Source organism: Proteiniphilum sp., from assembly GCF_034927365.1.
Lineage (GTDB): Bacteria > Bacteroidota > Bacteroidia > Bacteroidales > Dysgonomonadaceae > Proteiniphilum.
The window spans coordinates 51,771-77,508 of the sequence record NZ_JAYFQD010000015.1 but is presented as its reverse complement, the minus strand read 5'-3'; the positions used below and the strand labels follow the sequence as shown (position 1 = coordinate 77,508).

Below are 25,738 nucleotides of genomic sequence, written 5' to 3'. Positions count from 1 at the left end.
AGTCAGCGTTGACACAAGATAAACAGCCTGACTGGAGTATAAGTGAAAGGGATATGAAGAGTATAAATTTTTCCTTGCTTTTGTTGCTAATTCCCCTGCAACTGAACGCCACAAGTCTTCTTGTGGAAGCTGAAAGTTTTCGGGAGAAAGGAGGATGGGTTGTAGACCAGCAATTCATGGATCTAAATGATCGTCCCGTATTGGGCGGAAATAATAGTTCTGAAATCCGAGTTCATTTATCGGGAAGAAATGACTTCCCAATAATCAAAAGTATGATGAAGGGCAAACCTTAAAGGAGAGGCCGTTGATTAGAATCAGTACCGAGAGGGAATAAAAGTTATATATCAAATATTTTAAAAAGATGAAAAATTCATGCTATCTTTTTCTGGTTTCTTTATTGTTGTTGTTGCTTTCTTGTAAGACTTCAAAGGAAATGACTTCTGTAGATAAACTTAGTATCAGCGGAGTCTATCCCCATTTAGCCTACTATAATAATGAAGGTGAATGTGGTACCGGGGCGGTGGTTCCCTGGGCTGGTAGTTTATGGGTGATAACCTACGGTCCTCACTTGCCTTTCGGTTCGTCCGATAAGTTATATCAGGTAACCCCCGGTTTACAGCAAATTGTGTGGGACAAGAGTATCGGAGGAACCCCTGCCAATCGTATGATCCATAAGGAAAGCAACCAACTCTTCATCGGTCCTTATGCTATTGATGCGGAAGGAGAAGTGCGTATAATCTCCTATAAGATGATGCCGGGAAGGCATACGGGTAATGCCCGACATTTGACCGATCCTACCCATAAAATCTATTATGGCACGATGGAAGAGGGATTTTATGAGGTGGATGTCAATTCGCTGGAAGTGAAAGAGTTGTTTCGTGATGGGAATGTCAACCGAAAGCCCGGTGAAATGGACCAGGAGGCGGCATTATTACCAGGCGCACATGGAAAAGGGCTCTATTCGGGGCAGGGAGTAATGGTTTATTCCAATAATGGGGAAGCCACAGAGCAAGCCAAGCATAAGTTCGATGTACAGGCGGGTTCCCTTTCAGAGTGGGATGGAAAAGAGTGGAAATTGGTACGCCGTAACCAGTTTGTAGAGGTAACCGGTCCCGGAGGGATATATGGGAACCCGCATCCGGAAACCGATCCGATATGGGCGACCGGCTGGGATCACAAGTCATTGTTGCTTGGTGTGCGGGATGCGGTGAGAGGATGGTACTTTTATCGGTTGCCCAAAGCAAGCCATAGTTATGACGGTGCCCATGGATGGAATACAGAGTGGCCACGTATTCGTGACATAGGCACGGAAGGAGAACCGGATTATTTGATGACGATGCATGGTATGTTTTGGAGTTTTCCGGGTACATTTACGGCTGCAAATAGTGCGGGTGTCCGTCCCCGTTCAGCTTACCTGAAGGTGATCGGTGATTTTACAAGATGGGAGGATCAGTTGGTCTTTGGATGCGATGACTCAGCCCAGAAAGAATTCCTGAACAAACGTAAAGCTAAAGGTAATATTGAGGGTCCCGGCCAATCTAATTCAAACCTCTGGTTTACGCCGGTATCCATGCTCGATCAGTTGGGACCTGCTACCGCAGTAGGGGCCGTCTGGGCCAGAGAAACGGTCGGTGCCAATGAATATTCCGAACCGTTCCTGTTTGCCGGTTGGCCGTATCGTAGCAGTTGGATAAAGAATGAAGGGACAACGCCCATAATTGTGACCTATGAGGTGGATAAGGCCGGGAATGATCAATGGAGCACGCTCAGAAGTATAGAACTGACTGCTGGAGAATCAACATCTATCGATTTCAATCCATCTGAAACAGGAGAGTGGGTCCGTGCCAAACCCGACAAACAGTCAACCCTAACCTTGACTTTCGCATACAGGAGCAATGATACAAGGAATACTTCTCCGGATGCAATTTTCAAGGGGTTGGCAGATGTGCGGTCGTCATCGAATAAGGGAGGTTTATTGTATGGCTTGGGTGATAACCGCCGTGCACTCGGTATACTTGCCAATGTGACCTCCGGAGGGAAAACAACGGAGACAGGATATTATGAAATGAGAGAGGAACTCAAACTGGAACGCAAAGAGGACGTTGCTACAGCCGACTTTATCCGTGAACGGTTTGTCATACCCCAACAGGTAGTGGAGATAGGAAATGGTTCGGTTCTGGTAGTCGATGATAAAAACCGACGGTGGAGATTACCTCTGGGAGATGATGCTTACAGTACACTGACTAATAAAGGAGAGTTACGCATTTGCAGGGAAGTGGCTACTGAAAGGGATTTGTTCAATTGCCATGGTACCTTCTACGAATTACCGGCGGAAAATGCGGACGGGTATGCCAAGATTCGACCGGTAGCTACCCATCGTTACCGTATCAACGATTATGCATCCTATCGTGGAATGCTTATTCTGACTGGTATTGTGCCGGAAAAGGGGAAGAAAAACCCGCATATCATTGTTTCGGAGGATGGTAAGGCTGCCGTATGGGCTGGTGTCATTGATGACTTGTGGAAATTAGGGAAGCCGACCGGAAAGGGTGGCCCATGGGTAGAAACAGACGTGAAAGCCAACATTCCTTCCGATCCTTATCTGATCGGATTTTATGATCAACGCGAACTGACTTTATCGCATACTTCTAAAGATGCGGTGACAATCTCCGTAGAAGTAGATCCTACTGGAAACGGTGATTGGATGGAATACGCAGTATATACTGTACAACCGGGACAGAAACAACGCCACCAATTCCCTGTTTCTTTCCAGGCTCGCTGGATCCGGTTTACTTCCGATGCCGATACAAATGTAACCACCTGGTTGGAATATAAATAAACTATACAAATTATTAGATTTTATGAAAAAATATGGTGTAATTTTATTCTTCTCGATGATTGTGAATCTGGTAGCAGCGCAGTCGGTATCCCTTCTGGTAGAAGCAGAGAGCTTTGGAGAGAAAGGAGGCTGGGTGGTCGACCAGCAGTTTATGGACTTGATGGGATCTCCTTATCTTATGGCGCATGGGATGGGTGTCCCGGTAGCCAACGCCGAGACATCTGTCGAGTTTCCCCGGACCGGGAAATACAATGTGTATGTCCGTACTTTCAACTGGACTTCACCATGGTATGAAGGAGAGGGACCCGGACAATTCCAGCTTATGATCAATGGAGGGAAAATAGGATCGGTACTGGGCAATGCAGGTAAGGAGTGGTATTGGCAAAAGGTTGGAACCGTGAATATAAAGAAAAGAAATAGTGTGATTGGACTGCAGGACCTCACCGGATTCAACGGCCGGGTGGATGCAATCTATTTTACGAAGGATAATGTTCCCCCTCCTAATGACCCCAAAGCTTTAGATCAATTCAGAAAACAACAACTTGGTATTCCCGAAGTACCGGAGAACGCCGGTAAATTTGATCTGGTGGTTGTGGGAGGTGGAGTCGCCGGTACCACAGCAGCCATATCTGCCGCGCGATTAGGATTGAAAGTCGCTTTGATTCAGGACCGGCCTGTCCTCGGTGGAAACAACAGTTCGGAAGTGAGGGTGCATCTTGGCGGAAGAATTAAAGTAGAACCCTATCCTGCATTGGGTGATGTGGTCAAGGAAATTGGCCCTTCGCGCGGTGGCAATGCCCAACCGGCGGAATTCTATGAGGATGAGAAAAAAATGCAGATGGTGGAAGCCGAAGAAAATATTTTACTCTTTACCAATTGGCGGGCATTTGCCGTCAAAACAGAAGGATCCACCATTAAAGAGGTTTATGCCCGTCATATTGAAACTGCGCAGGAACTCTCCTTCACCGCACCGTTGTTTGCAGATTGTACGGGTGATGGTACAGTCGGTTTTCTTGCCGGCGCCGATTATGCCATGGGACGCGAGGCCAAAAAGGAATTCGGAGAGGCTACCGCTCCCGAAATACCGGACAAGATGACCATGGGGGCATCCGTACAATGGTACTCTGCGCAAGAAAAACAACCTGTCGATTTTCCGATATTCCAATATGGAGTAGATTTTAATGACGAGAGTGCAAAACAGGTGACCATGGGTGAGTGGACGTGGGAGACCGGGATGAATTATGATCAGATCACACAGTTTGAACGTATTCGTGATTATGGCCTTATGGTAGTCTATTCCAACTGGTCGTGGCTGAAGAACCTCAGCGCTAAAAAAGAGAACTATGCCAACCGGAGGCTGGATTGGGTCGCTTATATTGCCGGCAAGCGGGAATCACGACGGTTGTTGGGTGATCATATTCTGAAAGAACAGGATCTGACCGATTTCATTATTTATCCCGATGCTTCCGCACCTACAAGCTGGACAATAGACCTTCATTATCCCGATCCCAAGAACACGCAGCATTTTCCCGGTAACGAGTTCTTGTCGATCGCCGTGCATAAACCTATTCATCCCTATCCCATACCTTATCGTTGTCTCTATTCCAGGAATGTCGACAACCTTTTCATGGCCGGTAGGAATATCAGTGTGACGCATGTGGCGTTAGGTACTATACGGGTGATGCGCACCACCGGGATCATGGGAGAAGTGGTAGGAATGGCTGCATCTATAGCTATTAAGAACAATACCAACCCACGTGGTGTTTATAACAATCATCTCAATGATTTGAAAAAGTTGATGGAAACGGGAGTTGGTAAATATGATGTGGAGAATATGCAAAACTATAATTTAGGTGGATCATTGGGACCCAAAAAGAGTTCGATAGATGTCCCCCCTTATGGTAAAGATTAAATTATTATTTTTTTCTTGTTTTATACTACTGGGTGGGGTAGATTATCCGTCCGGTAGTACGGTTTTCCAAATTCCTGAAAAGGACTTCTTGGGAATGAAGGGTGTTAAAGTTACTCATTTTCTTGAAAATTCAAAAGATAGTTTATCGGATGATAAGATTATCGAATTACAGGATGAAAATGGTTTGACTATCTGGTTCGGACGTTATTTCTTTAAGGATATATGTATTTCAGGTCTCTGCAGAATGGTTAGGTTATGGATCTTCTGGGATGAAACAGCCAATTATCTGGGAATACAATTGAGTGAGGATGACCCTTTGACCAAATCGGACCATACTCCTTTCAACCCACAGGATTATATCCGGCTGGATGAAATCCTGTCGGATACTGTCTCCATTTTAAAGGATCTCGGTTATGAAGACCTTACGGTTGACGAGAAGATTAGTAAAGCGGAGGAGGCTTTTTTTGAGGTGGATGGCTATTCGGGGGCTACTTCCTCTTCGCTGAAAGAGTATGTTGTAGATGATGCGGTGTTTACCTGTTATACGCTATGGCATACCGTATATGGTGAAACAAAAGCCTATATAGATAACCTGTTAAAAGAAAGAATCAGTCCGGAATACCTTACCCGTTTGATGAACGGAACTAACCGCCAGCAATTATTTGCCCTGGAGAATATCCGAAATAATGATAAATATTTTTCTATATTTGAATCCCGGATTTTAAATTTCATTGCTTCTGAAGACATACATATTGCGGAGAAGGCTATCTCTTTGATTACCCCGGATTACTTATCGAATCCGGAGAAACAGTCCCGTTTTGTAGGATTCATCAAAAGAGCGCGTCCAGCAGTGAAATATGAGATCATCTATAAAATACAAGCAGTCGAACATCTTTTTCCTGATGCTATCATCCTTATGCTCGACATGTGTTATGCCGGTACTATCAATCAGGGAGCCTTCAATCATGTTTTTAAAATCATCGAGAAGCAGATGGCCACTGACAAATCAATAAAGGAAAATAAGAAGATAGGTGAGCGACTGGAAAAACTGGCTTCTCATTCCGACCCGTATACATCACGGCTTACCAGGAGTTTTATTGAAAACATCAGGAGGTTACATTAATCACTGCTGTCTCCAACTACATCGGTTTTGAGAATTGCTTGTCGGTATAGAGCATCAGCTTATCGAGTGTGGCAGCCACATTGCGGACAAACGGAGTGGCTTCGGGACGTACCCGGATGCCCTCATCATCCCATTCGATCAGTCCGTCTTCCTCCATTTCGCACAATTTTTTTTCATCGTAGTGCAGCGTTGCTTTTACTCTTTCCGGTGTCGTCCGGAATGATGCTGCAACCTCTTGCCATCTGACGTAGTTATTGCACATCAGCGAAGTGATAACGGCACGGGTGACCTGTTCATCCGGATTCAATGCATACCCTTTCAGTATGGGTAAGTCCCCCTTTTCAATCTGAGAGATATAACCGGAAATATCTTTTGTATTCTGGCTGTATGACGTCGCTAACTGGCTGATCCCCGTCACCCCGAAAGCATACACCTGACCGGTAGTCCTTCGGGTACAGTATCCTTGGAAATTACGATGCAGCGTCTTTTCCTGCACTGCTTTATACAATTCATCTTCCAGTAAGACAAAGTGATCCAATCCGATCGTTTTGTAGCCCGCTTCCTGCAGCAAACCGGAGGCGGTATTGAAAAGCTTTTCTTTTTCAGGAGCAGTGGGTAATCCCACTTCTTCCAGTTTCTTCTGCAGTGGATTCACCCAGGGTACATGAGCATAAGAGAAAGTAACGATCCGTTCGGGTTGCAAACGGATAGCTTCCAGAACCGTTTCGGCAAACGATGTTTCCGTCTGCAGTGGTAGCCCGTAAATGAAATCCAGGTTTACCGATACATTCTGTTGATGTAGTTTGGCTATAATCTCACCCACTTCCAGCCGGGATGGTTTCCGGCGGGATGCTTTTAAAACCTCCCGGTTAAAGTCCTGCACGCCGATACTTATCCGGTTGAACCCGATCTCCGGTAATGTGGCCCAATATTCTTCCGACAGATATCCGGGATGACATTCGATGGCGATTTCGGGATCTTCGATGCATTCGAATTCATCAAAGACAAGGTTATTGATTTCTTTTATTATATTGACGGAATAAGATGTAGGGGTACCTCCCCCGTAATGGATCTGTGATACTTTCCGGTTTTTTGAGAGCATTGGAAAGATCAGTCGCATCTCTTTTTTTACTGCCTCCACATATTTGGCAGCTGTGGATTTATCCGTCAGCAAAAAAGCATTACAACCGCAATAATAACACATGTGGAAACAAAACGGCAGATGGATATAGATCGAGATATGAGACGGTTCCATGTTGTTCGATTCAATGACCGCCTGCCGATGTTGTTCTGCGGTATACGATGGTGAGAAGAAATTGGCCGGTGGATAACTGGTGTATCTCGGAACCGGGACGTTGTATTTAGTTACGATCATACGACTTACGGAAAAAAATAATAATATAGATCAGCGAAAGCACTGCAATCCCGATCTCGACCTGAAAAAGAGTGTCGTATCCGAAGCTTCCGGCTAACTTTCCGGAAAGCACCGCGATGACCATACTGCTCAGATGGGTAATCACCGTCTGGATCGTGAAGTCGGTGCCTTCATATCCTTTCCGCACACAATCCATCGCGGTGGTATACACAATGATCGTGGACATCCCGTAACTTGCCCACAACAAGATAATTCCCAGGTGCAGCGTGGTGAGATTGACAGGAAGGAAAGTCGCCAGACAATAAAAATAGACCGCGGCAATCAAGGTCATGCAAGCAAACAGGATACGGGAGGTCCTACGGCCGATCTTACGCACAATAAATCCTCCTCCCAATGAAGCCACGCATCCGATAGAGGATCCGATCACTCCGGACATGATACCGATTTCCCTCATACCATACCCATAATCCACCAGCATCGGTTTCACCATTGCCAAAATACCGATCAAGCCCATATAATAGAGAAACAGGAAAACGATTTGCTTCCAGATACCTTTTTGTTTGAAAAACCCCAGTAGATCATTGGGGTGTATCTTTTCTATTTTCTTTTCAGGAATGGGTTCTTCCATATGTCTTTCCTTGAAGAAAATTAACGGGATGATGGAGATTACCGTGAAAAGAGCCAGAAAGGGTAGGAGAGTCTCCCATCCTAACCGGTTATAGATGAGGAGTAGCAGGCCACCACCGACCATAGCACCGCCGAAGCTACCCATCGATTGCATACTATTCACCAGGCTTTTGTTTTTCCTGCTGAAGGAAATAACCGCCAGCGCATCGGTCGCAATATCCTGGGTGGCGGAAGCCACGAATGCACAGAGGATGAGTCCGATAATCAAAAGTGGTGTGACTTGAAAATCAAGAAACGAGACGGTGAGGATTATGGCGGCATAGATCATCTCCGAAGAAAAGATCCAACGTTTGTAATGGCTTAAGTGGGTACTTGTCCGGTCTATGGCGGGCGACCATAAGAATTTCAGGATCCACGGGAGTTTCAGGAATTGCAACATCGCGATCAACTCCAGTGAGAAATTTTGTTGCCGCATAATCACCGGTAATACCGTCGAGAAAAAGCTCATCGGTATCGACTGCGCAATATAGAGACTGAAAAAGGTGAACAGTTTGCCTCCTTTTTGAATATTCATACGAAACATTTAGAAGGTTAATTGTATATCAGTACCCATGGTGAAAGGTTTACCCCTTTGGGCAAATTCTTTTCCCATTGAATCAAAGTAGTAGGCGATATAGGAACTGTTTGTGATATTCTTTGCCCAGAAGGAGAGTGCCATCTTTTTGCACAGGAACGATACTTTCCCGTTCAATGTATGGTAATAGGGCTGTTCCCCGATATTGTTATCCTTCCAGAAGAGTTTACCGATACCGGTATATTCCATATTGAACACGATGTTTTGGAGATGTCTTCTCCTTATATTAAACGTGTAATCTCCTGCTGAGCTAAAGGTATGACGGGGAACCAACGGCAGGAAGTTTCCTCCGTAATCGATATTTTGGGTTTCTTCATACAGGTATTCCCTGAACTTCGCATAGGTATATCCATAGTTTAAGAGGAAATGTAATTGGTCCACCGGACGGATATGAGATGTGATTTCTATCCCTTTGCTGGTGGACTTGCCGGCATTCCTCAGTTTGAAACCCTGTTCGGTCGCTCTCTTCTGTGTTACCTGCTGATCACGCCAATCGATATGGAATAGGCTTATCTCAGTCTGTAAACGGTTTTCAAAAGTGCTTCCTTTCCATCCGATCTCGTAGGTCCAGCTATATTCGGGTTTGAATACCCAGTCCTCTTCACGGTCGGCCGCAGTGTTAAATCCCCCGGCTTTATAGCCCTGAGTGAGTGAAAAATAAGCCAGATGGTTTTTGTTTGTCAGGTATTGTATGGAAAATTTTGGGGTCAGCCTCGAATAGCTGTTTTTCTTATGGATGGGTTCATCTTCCTTGATGGTAGGTACTACGGTTCTTGTCCGATTCTCCATTTTTATTCTTTCCCAGTCGTACCGTAAACCGAGGGTGGCAGACAACCCGTCCTTCAGCAGGTCGTTGAAGGTGGATTGATGATACAGGGCAAATCCCGATGAAGGATTCTTGGTGTTGGTGATCTTGTTGCTTCCCGATTGTCGGTATTCGATATCATTATTTTGGCTGTAATGTTGGTAAAAGCCAAATATCCCCGTTTGCCATTGGTAAGGTGTATCTTTCGATGACTGTGCATTGATCTCCTGGGATACCATGTTCTGCTGATGCGTAAAAGTGACGTAATACTGATCGGCCGGTGTGAAATCCTGATCAATTCCCTGCTCTCCGTTAAAGTGCTGGAAGGAGGTCTGGGAATCTATCTGATAATCCGCACCTCTGTATTTCAGGTGAAGGCCGTTATTCGACAGGTGGCGCCGGTAGTAAGAGCGTTCGTTATAATTGACCTCTTCCGCTTTGTTGGTTTCAGTATCATACAGGCCATACGGGTATCCGTCCTGGTCGGAATACTCATAGGCCGTGGTCAGATAGGCTACCCACTGTGGGTTGATCTGCCATCCCAGACGGACACGTCCAGCCAGGGCATCTGATCCATCAGCCTTGTTTCCAGTATAAAGGTTGTCGAAATATCCTCCCTGATGATTATAATTGGCTGAAACGGTATAACCCAGTGCTTGATTTATTTGTTCCACATGCGAACCTTCCACCTTGTAATGATTGTAATTCCCCACTGTGGCTCCGAAGGTGGTTTCCTTATGCTGAAAAGGTGATTTCGTATATACATTGATGACTCCTCCCATCGTGTTCCGGCCGTAGATTGTACCCTGGGAGCCTCTCAACACTTCAATCTTCTCAATGTCATTGATATTGAAATCGTAGGAGGAGCGGTCGAAATAGGGTATTCCGTCCACATAAAGCCCTACGGATGGAGCATTAGTCCTGGAACCGATCCCCCGTATATAGACGGGAGAGGTCAATCTGGAACCATAGTCGGGCATAAAAAAATTCGGGACAAAAGCCGATATCTCTTTTATATTGATAAAATTACGGTTTTTTATCGTCTCTTTGGTTAGAATGGTCGCTGATACCGGTTGGATCGATAGATCCTTATAGGATTTGAACGCCACAACTTCTATTTCACCGATCGTATACGTGCGGGTTGAATCTTTATCGACAAGAGGCTCGGAAGCCCTGATCAAAGAGGAAACCATACATAATGAAGCAATAAGAAAAATAGATCTGTTCACGTGGAATACTTTAATTTTTAGCGGACAAAGGTAGGGTGGAAAAGCTTATGCTGCAATCACTAAAAGTAGTGATATTGATCCGTTTGATAAAAACAAAATTTGCCGTAACCAAAAAGTTTTTCGTTTCACATGCTTGGAAATACGAGATTTTTCATGTTATTTTGCCGCATGGAAACAAATGGAAATCCCACTCTATATGATTGTATTGTTATTGGCGGAGGTATAAGCGGTATCTCTTTCGCCCATAAGCTGCATGAGTGCGGTGATAGTGTGCTCCTGCTTGAGAAGGAGCAGCGTCTCGGAGGCCAGGTACAGACCTACGTATCATCCTCCGATCCCGGTTTCTGGTCGGAAATGGGTGCACATACCTGTTATAACTCCTATACCCGCTTGTTGTCGATGGTTTCCGGTTTGCATATCGAACAATATGTCCGGCCTTTGGAAGGGCATAAATATATGCTTTATGTCGATGGGAAAATAATGAGTCCGATGAGTAAGGTGTCGATACCTTCTTTGTTGATGCATGGTCCCCGCATGTTTTTTGCTTCCAGGAGTGGAAAGACCGTTCGCGATTATTTCAGGCCGATCGTCGGTGCCAGAAATTATGATGGCCTGTTTTCAAACATGTTCCGGGCAGTGATCTGCCAGAAAGCAGATGATTATCCTGCCGAACTTTTCCTGAAAGGGAGGAAAGAGCGATTGAAACAATTTCCCCGGAAATTTACTTTTGAGCGGGGTTTTGCTTCCTTATTGGAGCAGATTATCCTCACCAGTGGGTTTAACCATCTGAAGGATGAAGAGGTCTCCGAAGTACAATATATCGATCATATCTATTCTGTTACCACACGGAAAGGAAATAGATTCCACGCCAAACGTATCGCATTCGCTACTTCGCCACATATTGCGTCCCGGTTGCTGGAGAAGATAGAGCCGGAGATAGCGAAGCTACTGGATACCATACCCTTGGTTGAATCGGGGACATTCAATGTAGTTGTTCGGAAAGATCGTTTACTGCTGGAAAAGGTCGCCGGAATTATTCCTGTGACTGATGATTTCTTTTCGGCGGTATCCCGGGATGGGGTAGATCATCCTACCCTGCGTGGTTTTGCTTTTCATTACGGAAAGCAGCAACAAGACAAGGAGAGCATATCCGGTCTTGCCTGCAGAGTGCTCGGAATCAGCCAGGAGGATATCGTGGAGACGAAGTTCACATCACATCTGCTGCCTTCACTCAGATTACAACACAGGGGGATGGCCCAGCAGATAGAAAATGTGCGTAGGAACGATTCCATTTTTATGCTCGGTAATTATTTCTACGGCCTTTCGTTGGAAGATTGTGTGCACCGTTCATTGGACGAGTTCGACCGCTTATCGGCACGGTAGCCTGTGTGAAAATCAGATTCATTTGTTCCGTGTTCGTTATGTTATTGATAATTATTTAGTTTGTAAATGTTTTTAATAAAAATAGTTGAATGAAAAAATATTCTACTCGTCTATTGGTTCTGTTCTGTATTCTGATTTATGGTTGTGGTTTGCAAAGTAAATCCGTGGTACAGAATGATGGAGTCGTAGAGAAACTGATTATCCCGGGAGAGAAATGGTTTGATACCGATGGAAATATCATCAATGCACATGGTGGGGGAATACTGTTTCACAAGGGTAAATATTACTGGTTTGGGGAACATAAGGGTGAACGCTCTAACGCCGCGTTGGTGGGTGTAACCTGTTACTCTTCCTCCGATCTCTATACCTGGAAACACGAAGGGATAGCGCTACCCGTGAGTGACGATCCGGAGAGCCCGATCGTTAAAGGGAGTACTATCGAGCGGCCCAAGGTGATTTATAATGCCAAAACCGGGAAATTTGTGATGTACTTCCACCTGGAATTGAAAGGTAGGGGTTATGATGCCGCTCAGGTAGCCGTAGCGGTAAGCGATCGTGTGACGGGACCTTATAAGCTGCTGAAAAACGGTAGACCCAATCCCGGAAAATGGCCGATGAACATGACGGAAGCACAACGCAATTCATCCGTAAAAGCCTCCGATTTTGAGAAATGGTGGACAACCGAATGGATGGCAGCGATAAAAGATGGACTATTCACCCGTCGTGACTTTGAAGGGGGACAGATGTCCCGTGATATGACCCTGTTTGTGGATGATGACAACAAAGCTTATCATATCTATTCATCCGAAGATAACCTCACGCTGCACATCGCAGAGCTGACGGATGATTATCTGGATTATACCGGGAAGTATATCCGTATTGAGCCGGGAGGGCACAACGAAGCGCCCGCGATCTTCAAAAAGGATGGTCGTTATTTTATGATCACTTCAGGATGTACGGGTTGGGATCCCAATGCCGCCCGTTTACTGATAGCCGACCATATCATGGGGGAATGGACGTTGCATTCCAATCCGTGTAGGGGAGAAGATGCGGAACTCACCTTTCATTCGCAGAGTACTTATATTCTTCCCGTGCAGGGAAAGCAGAACGCCTTCCTGTTTATGGCGGACCGCTGGAGGCCGAAGAATCCGATCGATGGTAGGTATATATGGCTGCCCATCCTTTTCGAAAACGGATTGCCGGTACTCAAATGGTTCGATCAATGGGACTTGAATATCTTTGATCAGATAAATACAGACTCCTCTACCCCCGGTAAGATAAAAGGATACAAGCTTGTCTGGAATGATGAGTTCGACAAAAACGGTGCTGCCGATAGTAAAGTGTGGTCTTTTGAGCAGGGCTTTGCCCGTAATCAGGAACTGCAATGGTACCAGGAAGGAAATGCGGTATGCCGTGACGGCCTGTTGGTGATTTCGGCACGTAAAGAGAAAAGGGAGAATCCGTTGTATCAGTCGGGGAGTAACGACTGGCGCCGCAACCGGGAGTATATCGAATACACCTCTTCTTCCATAAAGACAAAGGGTAATAGGGAGTTCCTGTATGGCCGGTTCGAGATACGTGCGAAGATACCGGTAGCCGGAGGAGCCTGGCCTGCTATCTGGACGCTGGGAACGGAGATGGAGTGGCCGTCCAACGGCGAGATCGATATCATGGAGTATTACCGTGTTGACGGGGTACCGCATATCCTGGCCAATACGGCATGGGGTACCGAGAAGAGATGGAATGCCAAGTGGAACACTTCGGCAACCCCGTTTACCCATTTTACCGACAGGGATCCCCATTGGGCGGATAAGTTTCATGTCTGGAGAATGGATTGGGATGAAAAGGCCATCCGGCTTTATCTCGATGATGAGTTGCTGAATGAAACACTCCTGTCAGAAACTGTGAATGGATCGCTGGGAGAGTTCAAAAACCCGTTCAAGCAGCCCCATTACCTGTTATTGAATCTGGCAATTGGCGGCCAACACGGCGGCACACCCGATGATGCGGCATTCCCGCTTTATTACGAAATAGACTACGTGCGTGTATATCAGAAAAATACAAAGAAATAATAGCATGCTGAAAAAAACGCTGTCAATAGCAATCTTATTGGTTTTGAGCATTACACACTCTCTTCGGGCACAGGTGTCTTTTGGTTTGCCTGAGAAGATAAATGACGATTGGAAGTTTACCCTGAATGATGTGCGTGACGGACAATCCGTTACGTTGGATGATTCGAGATGGCAACAAGTGTCGTTACCACACGACTGGAGCGTGAAAGGGCAATTGAGTCCTGCCAATGCAGCGTGTACCGGCTACCTGCCGGGTGGAATTGGCTGGTATCGTAAAACCATCGATATTCCGGCCGACAAAAAAGGACAGAAGGTATATCTCTATTTCGAGGGGGTCTATAACCGCAGCGAAGTGTTCCTGAATGGGCAGTCGCTGGCCAGGCGTCCGAACGGGTATATCTCTTTTATGGTGGATGCCACTCCCTATATTCAATTCGGAAAAGAGAATTTGATAGCAGTGAGGGTAGATCACAGCCAGTATGCCGATTCGAGATGGTATACCGGCTCGGGTATCTACCGCGATGTATGGATGGTATATGCCAGTCCGGTGCATATTGCCCAATGGGGTGTGTATGCCTATCCGGAGAAGGTGAAGAATGGCAATCAACTGAATGTGGAGATTGAGATAAATAACCAAGAGGAGATCAATGCATCTTTGGTGATTCTAAATGAATTGTATGCTGCTGATGGGAAGCTTGTTGCAAAAGATTCTAAAAAACTTATTGCGAAGCCGGGCAACGGGAATAAACTGACGACCTCCTTAAAGGTGAATAAACCCGCACTCTGGTCTTTATCCGCACCGAATCTGTATGAGTTGAAAACTACCGTGTTGAAGGACGGAATTGAAACTGATCAAACCACAACCCGTACAGGGTTCCGCAGCTATACCTTCGATCCGGATAAGGGATTTGCCCTCAACGGTGAATGGATGAAGGTGAAAGGGGTATGCATACACCATGATGCCGGTGTATTGGGATCAGCCGTCCCACGGGATGTATGGAAAAGACGGTTGCAGACATTGAAAGATGTGGGTGTGAATGCGATACGCACCAGCCATAATCCCCAATCAACCGATCTCTATGCCCTTTGCGATGAGATAGGGCTGTTGGTGCTCAACGAGATGTACGACGAGTGGGTATTCCCCAAACGTAAATGGATAGAAGGGTGGAACGTGGGCACTCCCGGCTTTCAGGGCTCTTACGATATTTTCAAGGAGTGGGGAGAGATTGATCTGGCTGATCTGGTACGGCGTGACCGCAACCATCTCTCTCTCTTTGCATGGAGTATTGGCAATGAGGTGGATTATCCCAACGATCCTTATTCACATCCGGTGCTTGGCGGTGAAAAGGCTGGATTTACGCAGGCCTCTTACGGTGGATACAATCCCGATGCTCCCGATGCAATGGAGTTGGGTGATATTGCGAAACGCCTGGCAAAGGTGGTGAAAAAATATGATCATACGCGCCCTGTCACTGCCGGGTTGGCGGGTGTGGCCATGTCGAATGAAACGGAATATCCTGCAGCACTGGATATCGCAGGATATAACTATACCGAAGATAAATACGACAGTGACCATCAAAAGTATCCCGACAGGGTGATTTACGGTAGTGAGAACCGGCACGATATGCCTGCATGGAAAGCTACGCGCGACCGGGAGCATATCTTTGGACAGTTCCTCTGGACCGGCATCGATTATCTTGGTGAGTCGGGCCGATGGCCTTCAAGAGGGTTCTATTCCGGCTTACTCGATTTCGGAGGCTTCATCAAACCGAGAGGCTACTTCCGCCAGTCGTTGTGGTCGGACAAACCGATGGCGTACCTGGGAACATATCCCGTGCAGGGTGGAGATCGTGGAAGAGAAGGTGCGCCTTCCATGGATGCGTGGCCTGTATGGAATTACCGTGAGGGCCAAACTATCCGGGTGGTTTGTTATACCAATGCTGTAAAGGCAAAGCTACTGCTCAATGGAGCAGAGGTAGGTGAGACAAAGGAGTATGACGACAATACCGGCATCCTATTCTGGGATATCCCTTACAATCCCGGAAAACTGGAAGTAGTAGGCCTGGACAAGGAAAATAACCCTGTTTCCGGTTATTCGATACAAACTTCGAAACGCCCCCATGCATTAAAGGTCGTTCAGGTCGATAAAGAGATAAAGAGCGATAAAGGGGTGGCCCATATTGTGGTGCAGGTAGTGGATGAAGATGATATTCCGGTGATGTTGTCGGATGATGAGGTGACCTGCCGGATATCCGGTCCCGCCAGGCTCCTCGGGTTGGAGGCGAGCAATAATTCTGATATGAGTGATTATACCGATAACCGCCACCGTGTTTTTCACGGGAGAATATTGGCATACGTACAAGCGACCGGTGAAGCGGGCGAGATTAAGATAAGCTTCACCTCTCCCTGGCTGGAACCCGTGGAGATAGTGTTGCTGTCGGGAATTTTTTAACTTTCCACCTCAGTTTTTGGAAAAGTGTATTTTTTTTGTTGTTATTTATATGGAAAAGTGTAATTAGCGATGCTGTATAGGTAGATTAGCACATATATAGAGTTCTATTTGATAGTTTCTCGACTCCACAGGTCAAAACCAAGAAGATGTTTTCTTTTAAAATATGGATAAGGTTGGAGATGGTGTGCTTGTAGTACCTGTGGGGTATTTAAAGGAGTAAGTATTTCACAAGGAGAAATAATATCCTTTGCGGAGCAACTCATCATATTTCTCCTTGTTGAATGTATAGTAGAAAGCACCTCGTTTGGAAGTCGATTTGTCTTTGTCTTCCTGTTTCTCGAGGATATCCATGTCGAGTATCCTCTTACGGAAATTGCGTTTATCCAGTGTAGTCTGGTAAATGGCTTCGTACAACGATTGCAGTTGTGGCAAGGTGAATTTTTCGGGGAGCAGGTTAAAACCTAATGGTTGTGTGGCCGCCTTTCTTCTCAATATTTCGATGGTATCGTTCAGCATCTGGTTATGGTCGAAAATCAATGCACCGACTTTATCCAGTTCTTCCCAGCGGGCGTTATGTATCTTACACAGTTCATCATCGAATAGTCCAAGGTCTATCAACGCGTAATAAGCGATGGAAATCACACGTTCCCCTTCATCGCGGTGGATACTTCCATAAGTACCCACCTGTTCCATATAGACATCCCTGATGCCGGTATATTCGTGTACTACGCGAGAAACGGTCTCCTCAAGGTTTTCGTCCGAACGTAAAAAGCCTCCCATCAGGGAATCCCGATTCTTTAATGGCTCGAATTTCCGTTTCGAGATCAACAGATACAATCTTCCTTTTTTAAAGCCAAGTATTATGCAATCGACCGATAATAAAAACTTCTCTTGTTCTATATAAAACGATGCCATAAAAAATACTTTTTTACAAAGATACGATATATTTATGTTTTTAAACATATGGGGAATAAGTGTATATTTATACGCTTATTATTAATTTTGTCACGGCGAAGAAAAGTCTTGGCTCTTAGTTCTAAAAATCTTGGTTCTAAAAATCTAAAAACATATGCATTCAAAAAGAACACTACTGTTGACGTTACCACTGCTTGTTGGTACTATTTATATTTCGGCTCAAAATCGGTTGATCATCGAAGCCGATCGTGGGCAGAGCACCATTAGCCGGCATATCTATGGCCATTTCTCGGAACATCTGGGACGTTGTATCTATGGCGGCTATTGGGTAGGAGAGGATGCCTCCATCGCTAACACACGAGGTATCCGTAACGATGTGGTAGCGGCGTTGAAGGATATAAGTATCCCCAACCTGCGGTGGCCGGGCGGTTGCTTTGCCGATGAATACCACTGGATGGATGGTATCGGTCCCCGTAATCAACGTCCCAAAATGATCAATACCCATTGGGGAGGGGTTACTGAAGACAACAGCTTCGGGACCCATGAATTTCTCGATCTTTGCGAGCAACTGGGTGCCGAACCTTATATCAGTGGTAATGTGGGGAGTGGTACGGTCGAGGAGATGTCCAAATGGGTAGAGTACATCACTTTCGATGGGGAGAGCCCGATGGCCAATCTGCGCCGGCAGAACGGGAGAGAGAAACCATGGAAAGTCAAATTCTGGGGTGTGGGAAATGAGAGCTGGGGTTGTGGTGGAAATATGACGCCCGACTACTATTCTGACCTCTATCGTCATTATGCCACCTTCTGCCGCAATTATGGTGATAATCATCTTTATAAGATTGCCTGCGGATCCAATGTAGATGATTATAATTGGACTGAAACAGTGATGAGGAAAGCCGGGGGACATATGAATGGCTTGTCGTTACATTACTATACCGTACCCCGGAACTGGAATGATAAAGGCTCTGCCACCGATTTCGATGAAAAAGAGTATTTCACGACCATCCAAAAAACTTTGTTCATGGAAGAACTGGTTACCAAACATTCGGCAATCATGGATCGCTATGATCCTCATAAACGGGTTGGCATGATCATCGATGAATGGGGAACATGGTATAATGTGGAGCCGGGTACCAATCCCGGATTTCTCTATCAGCAAAACACCCTGCGCGATGCTATCGTGGCAGGTATTAACCTGAATATCTTTAATAACCACAGCGATCGGGTACAGATGGCTAACCTCGCGCAGACGGTCAACGTGTTGCAGTCCGTCATACTCACCGATAAGGAAAAAATGGTGCTTACTCCCACCTATTGGGTGTTTTATCTCTACAAGGTACACCAGGATGCCACCCTTCTGCCTGTTTCTTTCAGCGGTAATAAATATCGTCAGGGGGACAGGGAGATAGAGGCGGTAAGTATTTCCGCTTCGAAAAACAGTGAAGGTAAAATCCATATCACGCTGGTGAATGCCGACCCTCATAATGAACAGCGAATTTCGACCCAACTGGTCGGTATTTCGGCGAAGAAGGTGAACGGTGAAATAGTTACTTCTAAAAATATAAACGATTATAATAGTTTTGAACAACCCTCTAAAGTGACCGTGAGCGACTTCAAAGGCGCTTCGCTTTCCGACAACGGTCTTTCGGTGGTCTTACCTCCTAAAGCGGTAGTCATGCTCGAAATAGAATAGTTATTTTCCGGATTTACTACACTTTTTTATATGCATAAATAACTCATAATGATTCTGATTGATAGAATAAGTAAAGCTGTAAAAATATTTTTTTTGCTAAGTGCCTTGATTTTCACTTCTCTTTTCCTGAGAGCGAATGAACCCGATTCGGCATATGTCTTCGCCTATGGTGAGGAGAACGGAGGCGGATTATATTTTGCATGGAGTATCGATCAGAAGGAGTGGCACACTATCGGCAATAGGTATCCCTTTCTGAAATCGGATTACGGCAGATGGGGATCCCAGAAAAGGATGTACGATCCGTTTCTGTATCAGGCATCCGATGGGTTATGGCATTGCATCTGGAGTCTGAACAACGAGGATGGGGCTGTCGCTCATGCAGTCTCTTCCGATCTGGTATATTGGAAGCCTCAGTCATATCCGGTATTGATGCCGTATGGGAATTGCCTGAAACCTGAAATATCCTATGATCTTCAGAGAAAGGAATATCGTATTCTTTGGCATAGCGACAAACCCGATCAGGGAGTGTTCCATAGTTTCACCGCTGATTTCAGGCATTACTCGCCTGCCGGGAGAGACGACCGGCACGGGAGTGAAGGAAAGAGTGCCTCTATGGGGAGAAAAGATATTTCCCTCGCGGGGAAAAGACAGGCCGGTACACTTCATTGTGTGGCGTGGCCTGTGATCGAGGGTCTTATCAATTCACAAAGATTGGGAGCCTATAGGCAGATGCTCAATGAGGAAAGGGTGTGGATGGATCCCGCCCATTTCAAAGATCCTGTCACCATCTCCATTTCTCCGGCTATTCAAAAAAAGAAATCAATCAGCGATTTATTGATAGGTATCTTCTATGAGGATATCAACTATGCTGCCGACGGTGGCCTGTACGCCGAGTTGGTGCAGAATCGCGGGTTCGAATATGCTTTGAGCGATAAGGAAGGCTGGGACAAGAACTGGAACAACCGTACTGCCTGGTCGGTGGTAAATGGAGAAACTTTTTTGATCGATACGGTTTCCCCCATCCATCCGAATAATAAGCATTATGCTGTCTTGCAGATTGAGAAAATTGGGGTGGCGCTCGTCAATGAAGGGTTCAACGGTATCGCGGTAAAGGCAGGTGAAAAATATGACCTTTCACTGTTTGCCAGAAGTCCTGGGAAAGTGAGAGGTAAAATCTTGGTGCGGCTCACGGGGAAGAACGGTGAAGTATATGGAGAGGTCACTATGCGTACAGTCAGTGCAGAGTGGAAGAAGTTGGAAGCGGTGATTACTGCAACCAAAACGGCAGATGATGCCCGTATTGAGGTGGTACCCCAACAGACGGGTAGGGTAGACCTGGATATGGTCTCCCTCTTCCCGCAGAAAACTTTCAAGGGACGCAGGAACGGACTGAGGGCTGATCTGGCACAAGCGCTGTCCGACCTGAGACCACGCTTCATGCGTTTTCCGGGCGGTTGTGTGGCCCACGGTGACGGGATCGGGAATATCTATCGTTGGGAGAACACTATCGGCCCGCTTGAAGCGCGTAAGCCACAACGCAATCTCTGGGGATATCACCAGTCGTTTGGACTGGGTTATTTTGAATATTTCCAGTTTTGCGAGGATATCGGTGCCGAACCCGTTCCGGTTGTGACGGCGGGTGTTCCCTGCCAGAACTCTGCCCACCATGGATGTTTGATCGGAGGACAGCAAGGGGGCATTCCTATGGAGGAGATGGATGAATATATCCAATCCGTGTTGAACCTGGTCGAGTATGCCAACGGCGACGCCAAATCGGACTGGGGAAGGAAAAGGGCGGAAGCAGGCCATCCGGAACCGTTCAACCTGAAATATATCGGTGTGGGTAATGAGGACCTTATCTCGGATGTTTTTGTGGAACGATTCACGATGATATATAACGCTGTAAAAGCTAAATACCCTGAAATAACGGTGATCGGAACAGCCGGTCCTTTTAGCGAAGGATCCGATTATGTGGAAGGCTGGAATCTGGCGACCGAACTGGGTGTTAAACTGGTCGACGAACACTATTACCAACCCCCCGGATGGTATCTCAACAATCAGGATTATTACGACAGGTACGACCGATCGAAAGCTAAAGTCTATCTGGGTGAATATGCAGCCCATGTCCCGGGTCGGCATAACAACCTTGAGACGGCGCTCTGTGAAGCACTGCACCTGATCAATATCGAACGGAATGGTGATATTGTGGCGATGACTTCCTATGCCCCGTTGCTGGCAAAAGAGGGATCCACCCAATGGAATCCCGACCTGATCTATTTCAACAATACCGAAGTGAAGCCGACTGTCGGCTATTATGTGCAGAAATTGTTCGGCCATCATTCCGGAAATGAGTATCTTCCAGCCAATATCAACCGTTCAGATAACCGGGAAGATATCAGAAAACGGGTTGTATCCTCTTTTGTGATAGATGCTAAAACAAATGAATTGACCATCAAACTGGTGAATTTACTCCCAGTCCCTGTTTCGTCTTCCATTGACTTGTCGGATATCCATATTGCCAACAATCAATCGGATCTGATTGTAATGAAAGGATCGCCGGATGACAAAACAGTCAGACCTAAGGAGTCAAAGTTGACCGTTTCCGAACAATTCAATTATGAGTTGCCGGCATATTCCTTCTCGATAATCCGGATAAAAATGTAAATAGCGGACTGAAGCTCTTCGCCTTGGTTGTAACATACTCTATGGACAGATGCGGAAGTCTGATAAAAATATAAAACGATACAGGAAACAGAATGGATAGAAAAAAGCTCAATTGGATCATCATTTGTTTTACTTGCATCCCTTTAGCGAATGCTCAGATCAATCCGCAGGTCGAATATTTCCGGTTGCAGGATGTCAGGTTGTTGGATAGTCCTTTCAAGCATGCGGAAGAATTAAACAGGCAATACCTGCTGGAAATGGATGTGGATCGTCTCCTTGCTCCTTTTTTGAGGGAGGCCGGTCTGCCGCAGAAAGCTGAAAGTTATGCCAACTGGGAAAACAGCGGACTCGACGGCCATATCGGTGGGCATTATCTGTCCGGGTTGGCGTTGATGTATGCCTCTACCGGAGACGCGCAGGTCAAAAGCCGGTTGGATTACATGCTCGCTGAATTAAAACGGTGTCAGGATGCCAACGGCAATGGTTATATCGGGGGAGTACCCGGAGGAAAGGCTATTTGGGAAGAGGTGGCTGCCGGCAATATCCGTGCCGGCGGCTTCGACCTGAATGGTAAATGGGTGCCGCTCTATAATATCCATAAGACTTATGCGGGACTGAGGGATGCCTGGCTGGTCGCGGGCAATGAAGAGGCAAAAGAGATGCTGATCAAAATGACCGACTGGGCGATAAAACTTGTCTCCAACCTGTCGGAAGAACAATTGCAGGATATGCTTCGCAGTGAACATGGTGGGCTGAATGAGACTTTTGCCGATGTAGCAGCCATTACGGGTGATAAAAAATACCTCGAACTGGCACACAAATTCTCCCATCAATTGATATTGGATCCGTTGATTCATCATCAGGATAAACTGACCGGAATGCATGCCAACACCCAGATCCCGAAAGTGCTGGGATTCAAACGGATTGCGGACCTTGAGGGAAATGGATCGTGGGAAGAGGCAGCCCGTTTCTTCTGGAAGACGGTAGTTGAAAACCGGTCGGTGTCCATCGGTGGAAACAGTGTGTCTGAGCATTTCAACCCGGTGGATGATTTCTCACGGATGATCAGCAGCATTGAAGGCCCTGAGACCTGCAACACTTATAATATGCTGCGTCTGACTAAAATGCTGTATCAAACCTCGAAAGAGAAGAAATATGTGGATTATTACGAACGGGCTCTCTACAATCATATCCTCTCTTCCCAGCATCCGAATACGGGTGGTTTCGTCTATCTTACCCAGATGCGCCCCGGACATTACCGGGTCTATTCGCAGCCGCATACCAGCATGTGGTGTTGCGTGGGATCGGGGATGGAGAGCCACTCGAAATATGGGGAGATGATCTATGCCCATGCAAATAACCAGCTTTATGTCAATCTTTTTATTGCATCTTCATTGCAATGGAGAGCACAGGATACCGAAATTATTCAGGAAAACAACTTTCCCTATGAGGCTAAAACGGAAATTACGGTGAATCCCCGTAAACGGAAACGGCTTACGTTGTGGTTGCGTTACCCCGGCTGGGCCGGTGAAGGGAGTGTAAAGGTCACAGTGAACGGAAAAGTATATCCCGTATTGAATAAAAACGGATATATTCCTATCGACCGGAAATGGAAGAAGGGTGATAAGGTGGTGATGGAGATGCCCATGTCGCTCAGAACCGAGCAATTGCCCGATGGATCGGGTTATTATTCGTTCCTGTACGGCCCGGTGGTACTTGCCGCCAAAACCGGTACCGAAGAGATGACGGGATTATTTGCCGATGACAGCCGGAACGGACATATCGCACATGGAAGATATATCCCGATGAAAAATATGCCCTTGCTGGTTGGTGATCCGGATAAGTTGACCTCCTATCTGGCACCGGTCCCCGGTAAACCGCTGACTTTTCGTGTGAATAACCTCTATCCTGAGCAGTATGCCCGGGGAATGGAACTGGAACCCTTCTTCAACCTGCACGAATCCCGCTATATCATTTACTGGCCTCATGTCACCGAAAAACAAGTGAAGGAATCGGAGTCGGTGGCTTACCTGTTTACCTATTTCACCGGCAACCGGGTGGAAGAGGAGTCGGTGAGGTATGCCATCAGTAGCAATGGCTACAATTACTATACGCTGAACAACAACCGGCCAGTGATCGACTCGAAAAAGATCAGCTCGACGGGTGGGGTGCGTGATCCCCATATCCTGCGGGGTGAGGATGGGAAAACCTTCTATATGGTGCTGACCGATATGACTTCCTCCAAGGGATGGGATTCCAATCGTGCGATGATATTGCTCAAGTCGTCCGACCTGATCAACTGGTCATCGAGCATCATCAATATCCAGCAGAAATACGAAGGACAGGAAGACCTGAAGCGGGTATGGGCACCGCAAACCATCTACGATCCGGAAGCCGGGAAGTATATGGTCTACTGGTCAATGCTGCATGGTGATGGAGCCGATATCATCTACTATGCCTATGCCAATGACGATTTCACCGACCTGGAGGGGGAACCCCGTCCGTTATTCCTGCCCAAAAACGGGAAATCATGTATCGATGGAGATATCGTGTTGAAAGACGGTCTGTTTCATATGTTCTATAAGACCGAAGGGCACGGTAACGGCATCAAACTGGCGACCACCTGTTCGCTTACCTCGGGGCAATGGACCGAATATGATGATTACAAGCAGCAGACGGCGGAGGCGGTGGAAGGATCGAGCCTGTTCAGGCTGATCGATTCCGACAAATATATACTAATGTATGATGTCTATATGAAAGGTGCTTATCAATTTACCGAAAGCACCGATCTGATGAATTTCAAGGTGATCGATCATGAGATCTCGATGGATTTCCATCCCCGTCACGGATCTATTATCCCTATCACCCAAAAAGAGCTCGATGCCCTGATCGTGAAATGGGGTAAACCGGAGAATTTCTCTGCAAATAAGACCAATCCGGTACTGAAAGGGTTCTTTGCCGATCCTTATGCGCTATACTCCAATAAAACGAATAAATACTATATCTATCCCACCAGTGACGGCTATCATGGTTGGTCGGGTACTTATTTTAAAACCTTCTCGTCGGAAAACCTTTCGGAATGGAAAGATGAAGGCGTTATCCTCGACCTGAAAAAAGATGTTTCCTGGGCCGAAAGGAACGCATGGGCACCTTGTATCATTGAAAAGAAAAGAGAAGAGGGATATAAGTATTACTACTATTTCACTGCAGCACAGAAAATAGGAGTCGCGGTGGCTGATGATCCCGCCGGCCCGTTTGTCGACTCCGGTAAGCCGTTGATCGACTTCAAGCCCGAAGGGGTGAGAGGCGGACAGGAGATTGATCCGGACGTTTTTTGGGATCCGGTAACAAAAAAGAACTATCTTTACTGGGGCAATGGATATATGGCCGTGGCGGAACTCAACGACGATATGGTATCTATCAAAAGGAACACCATCAAAGTGATGACACCTGACAACACATTCCGTGAAGCAATCCATGTCTTTTACAGGAACGGTATCTATTACTTTCTCTGGTCGGAAGATGATACCCGAAGCGAGAATTACAGGGTACGTTACGCTACCTCTACATCGCCGGTGGGACCGCTTACCATTCCGGAAAACAACCTGATCCTGTCGAAATCGCCCGAAGAGGGAATTTGGGGTACAGGCCATAATTCGACGTTAAAAATAAAAGATAAAGATGAATGGTATATTGTCTACCACCGCTTTTTCCGCCCTGAAGGGATCCACTGGGGCGATGCCGCCGGCTATCACCGGGAAGTATGTATCGACCGCATGGAATTCAATGAGGATGGGAGTATTAAGGCAGTCGTACCGACTACAATGGACAATTGATAATGTGCCAATATGCCAATGTGCCAATTAAAGCGTAGTGAAGATCCGGACGTGTCGGGACAGGTAGTGAATAATGTGCTAATGGTAAAAGAAGTCTGAAGTTGAGAAGTCAAGATCTCATTGTCAATTATCCATTGTCAATTGTCCATTGTCAATTGTCCATTGTCAATTAATAA

At 46.3% G+C, this 25,738-nt stretch carries 14 protein-coding genes; 10 read left to right on the top strand and 4 right to left on the bottom strand.

Annotation, left to right across the window (positions count from 1 at the left end; all coding sequences use genetic code 11):
- Positions 1–53: 53 nt before the first annotated feature.
- From VB073_RS11875 to VB073_RS11860, 4 genes are all read left to right on the top strand, one after another.
- On the top strand, positions 54–293 hold the full coding sequence (locus VB073_RS11875; RefSeq protein ID WP_323404396.1) for a hypothetical protein: 240 nt from the start codon (positions 54–56) through the stop codon (positions 291–293).
- Between the two features lie 68 nt (positions 294–361).
- Entirely contained in the window at positions 362–2,839 is a 2,478-nt protein-coding gene (locus VB073_RS11870) for a hypothetical protein (protein ID WP_323404395.1), read from the top strand.
- A gap of 22 nt (positions 2,840–2,861) precedes the next feature.
- The gene (locus VB073_RS11865; protein ID WP_323404394.1) at positions 2,862–4,751 is read left to right on the top strand and encodes an FAD-dependent oxidoreductase; all 1,890 of its coding nucleotides are present in this window, start codon (positions 2,862–2,864) and stop codon (positions 4,749–4,751) included.
- A gap of 94 nt (positions 4,752–4,845) precedes the next feature.
- Entirely contained in the window at positions 4,846–5,874 is a 1,029-nt protein-coding gene (locus VB073_RS11860; protein WP_323404393.1) for a hypothetical protein, read from the top strand.
- Between the two features lie 16 nt (positions 5,875–5,890).
- Here VB073_RS11860 and hemN read toward each other — a convergent pair whose 3' ends face one another.
- The 3 genes from hemN to VB073_RS11845 are packed head-to-tail and all read right to left on the bottom strand — an operon-like array spanning position 5,891 to position 10,544.
- The gene (gene hemN, locus VB073_RS11855) at positions 5,891–7,249 is read right to left on the bottom strand and encodes an oxygen-independent coproporphyrinogen III oxidase (RefSeq protein WP_323404392.1); all 1,359 of its coding nucleotides are present in this window, start codon (positions 7,247–7,249) and stop codon (positions 5,891–5,893) included.
- Positions 7,236–8,450 (bottom strand): MFS transporter, encoded by a 1,215-nt coding sequence (locus VB073_RS11850; protein WP_323404391.1) that lies wholly within the window; start codon positions 8,448–8,450, stop codon positions 7,236–7,238. The genes hemN and VB073_RS11850 overlap by 14 nt, the downstream gene beginning before the upstream one ends.
- A 9-nt stretch (positions 8,451–8,459) precedes the next feature.
- Positions 8,460–10,544: a TonB-dependent receptor gene (locus VB073_RS11845; RefSeq protein WP_323404390.1), complete on the bottom strand. Its 2,085-nt coding sequence runs from the start codon at positions 10,542–10,544 to the stop codon at positions 8,460–8,462.
- A gap of 153 nt (positions 10,545–10,697) precedes the next feature.
- Between VB073_RS11845 and VB073_RS11840 the strand changes: the two genes are divergently transcribed.
- The 3 genes from VB073_RS11840 to VB073_RS11830 all read left to right on the top strand — a co-directional run bounded on the left by VB073_RS11840 (position 10,698) and on the right by VB073_RS11830 (position 16,451).
- Positions 10,698–11,927 (top strand): FAD-dependent oxidoreductase, encoded by a 1,230-nt coding sequence (locus VB073_RS11840; RefSeq protein ID WP_323404389.1) that lies wholly within the window; start codon positions 10,698–10,700, stop codon positions 11,925–11,927.
- 89 nt (positions 11,928–12,016) lie between these two features.
- Positions 12,017–13,999 carry a family 43 glycosylhydrolase gene (locus VB073_RS11835; RefSeq protein WP_323404388.1) on the top strand — a complete coding sequence of 661 codons (1,983 nt, stop codon included), beginning with the start codon at positions 12,017–12,019 and terminating at the stop codon, positions 13,997–13,999.
- A gap of 4 nt (positions 14,000–14,003) precedes the next feature.
- Positions 14,004–16,451: a sugar-binding domain-containing protein gene (locus tag VB073_RS11830; RefSeq protein WP_323404387.1), complete on the top strand. Its 2,448-nt coding sequence runs from the start codon at positions 14,004–14,006 to the stop codon at positions 16,449–16,451.
- A 225-nt stretch (positions 16,452–16,676) separates the two neighbouring features.
- On the opposite strand, the gene VB073_RS11825 is transcribed toward VB073_RS11830, so the two are convergent.
- A complete protein-coding gene (locus VB073_RS11825) occupies positions 16,677–17,366 on the bottom strand; it encodes an NUDIX hydrolase (protein ID WP_323404386.1) in 690 nt (229 codons plus the stop codon).
- 154 nt (positions 17,367–17,520) lie between these two features.
- On the opposite strand from VB073_RS11825, the gene VB073_RS11820 reads away from it, so the two are divergent.
- The 3 genes from VB073_RS11820 to VB073_RS11810 all read left to right on the top strand — a co-directional run bounded on the left by VB073_RS11820 (position 17,521) and on the right by VB073_RS11810 (position 25,562).
- Entirely contained in the window at positions 17,521–19,062 is a 1,542-nt protein-coding gene (locus VB073_RS11820; RefSeq protein WP_323404385.1) for an alpha-N-arabinofuranosidase, read from the top strand.
- A 48-nt stretch (positions 19,063–19,110) separates the two neighbouring features.
- Positions 19,111–21,726, top strand: a complete 2,616-nt coding sequence (locus VB073_RS11815; RefSeq protein ID WP_323404384.1) for an alpha-L-arabinofuranosidase C-terminal domain-containing protein — start codon at positions 19,111–19,113, stop codon at positions 21,724–21,726.
- Positions 21,727–21,818: 92 nt separating this feature from the next.
- The gene (locus tag VB073_RS11810) at positions 21,819–25,562 is read left to right on the top strand and encodes a beta-L-arabinofuranosidase domain-containing protein (RefSeq protein WP_323404383.1); all 3,744 of its coding nucleotides are present in this window, start codon (positions 21,819–21,821) and stop codon (positions 25,560–25,562) included.
- Positions 25,563–25,738 lie beyond the last annotated feature (176 nt).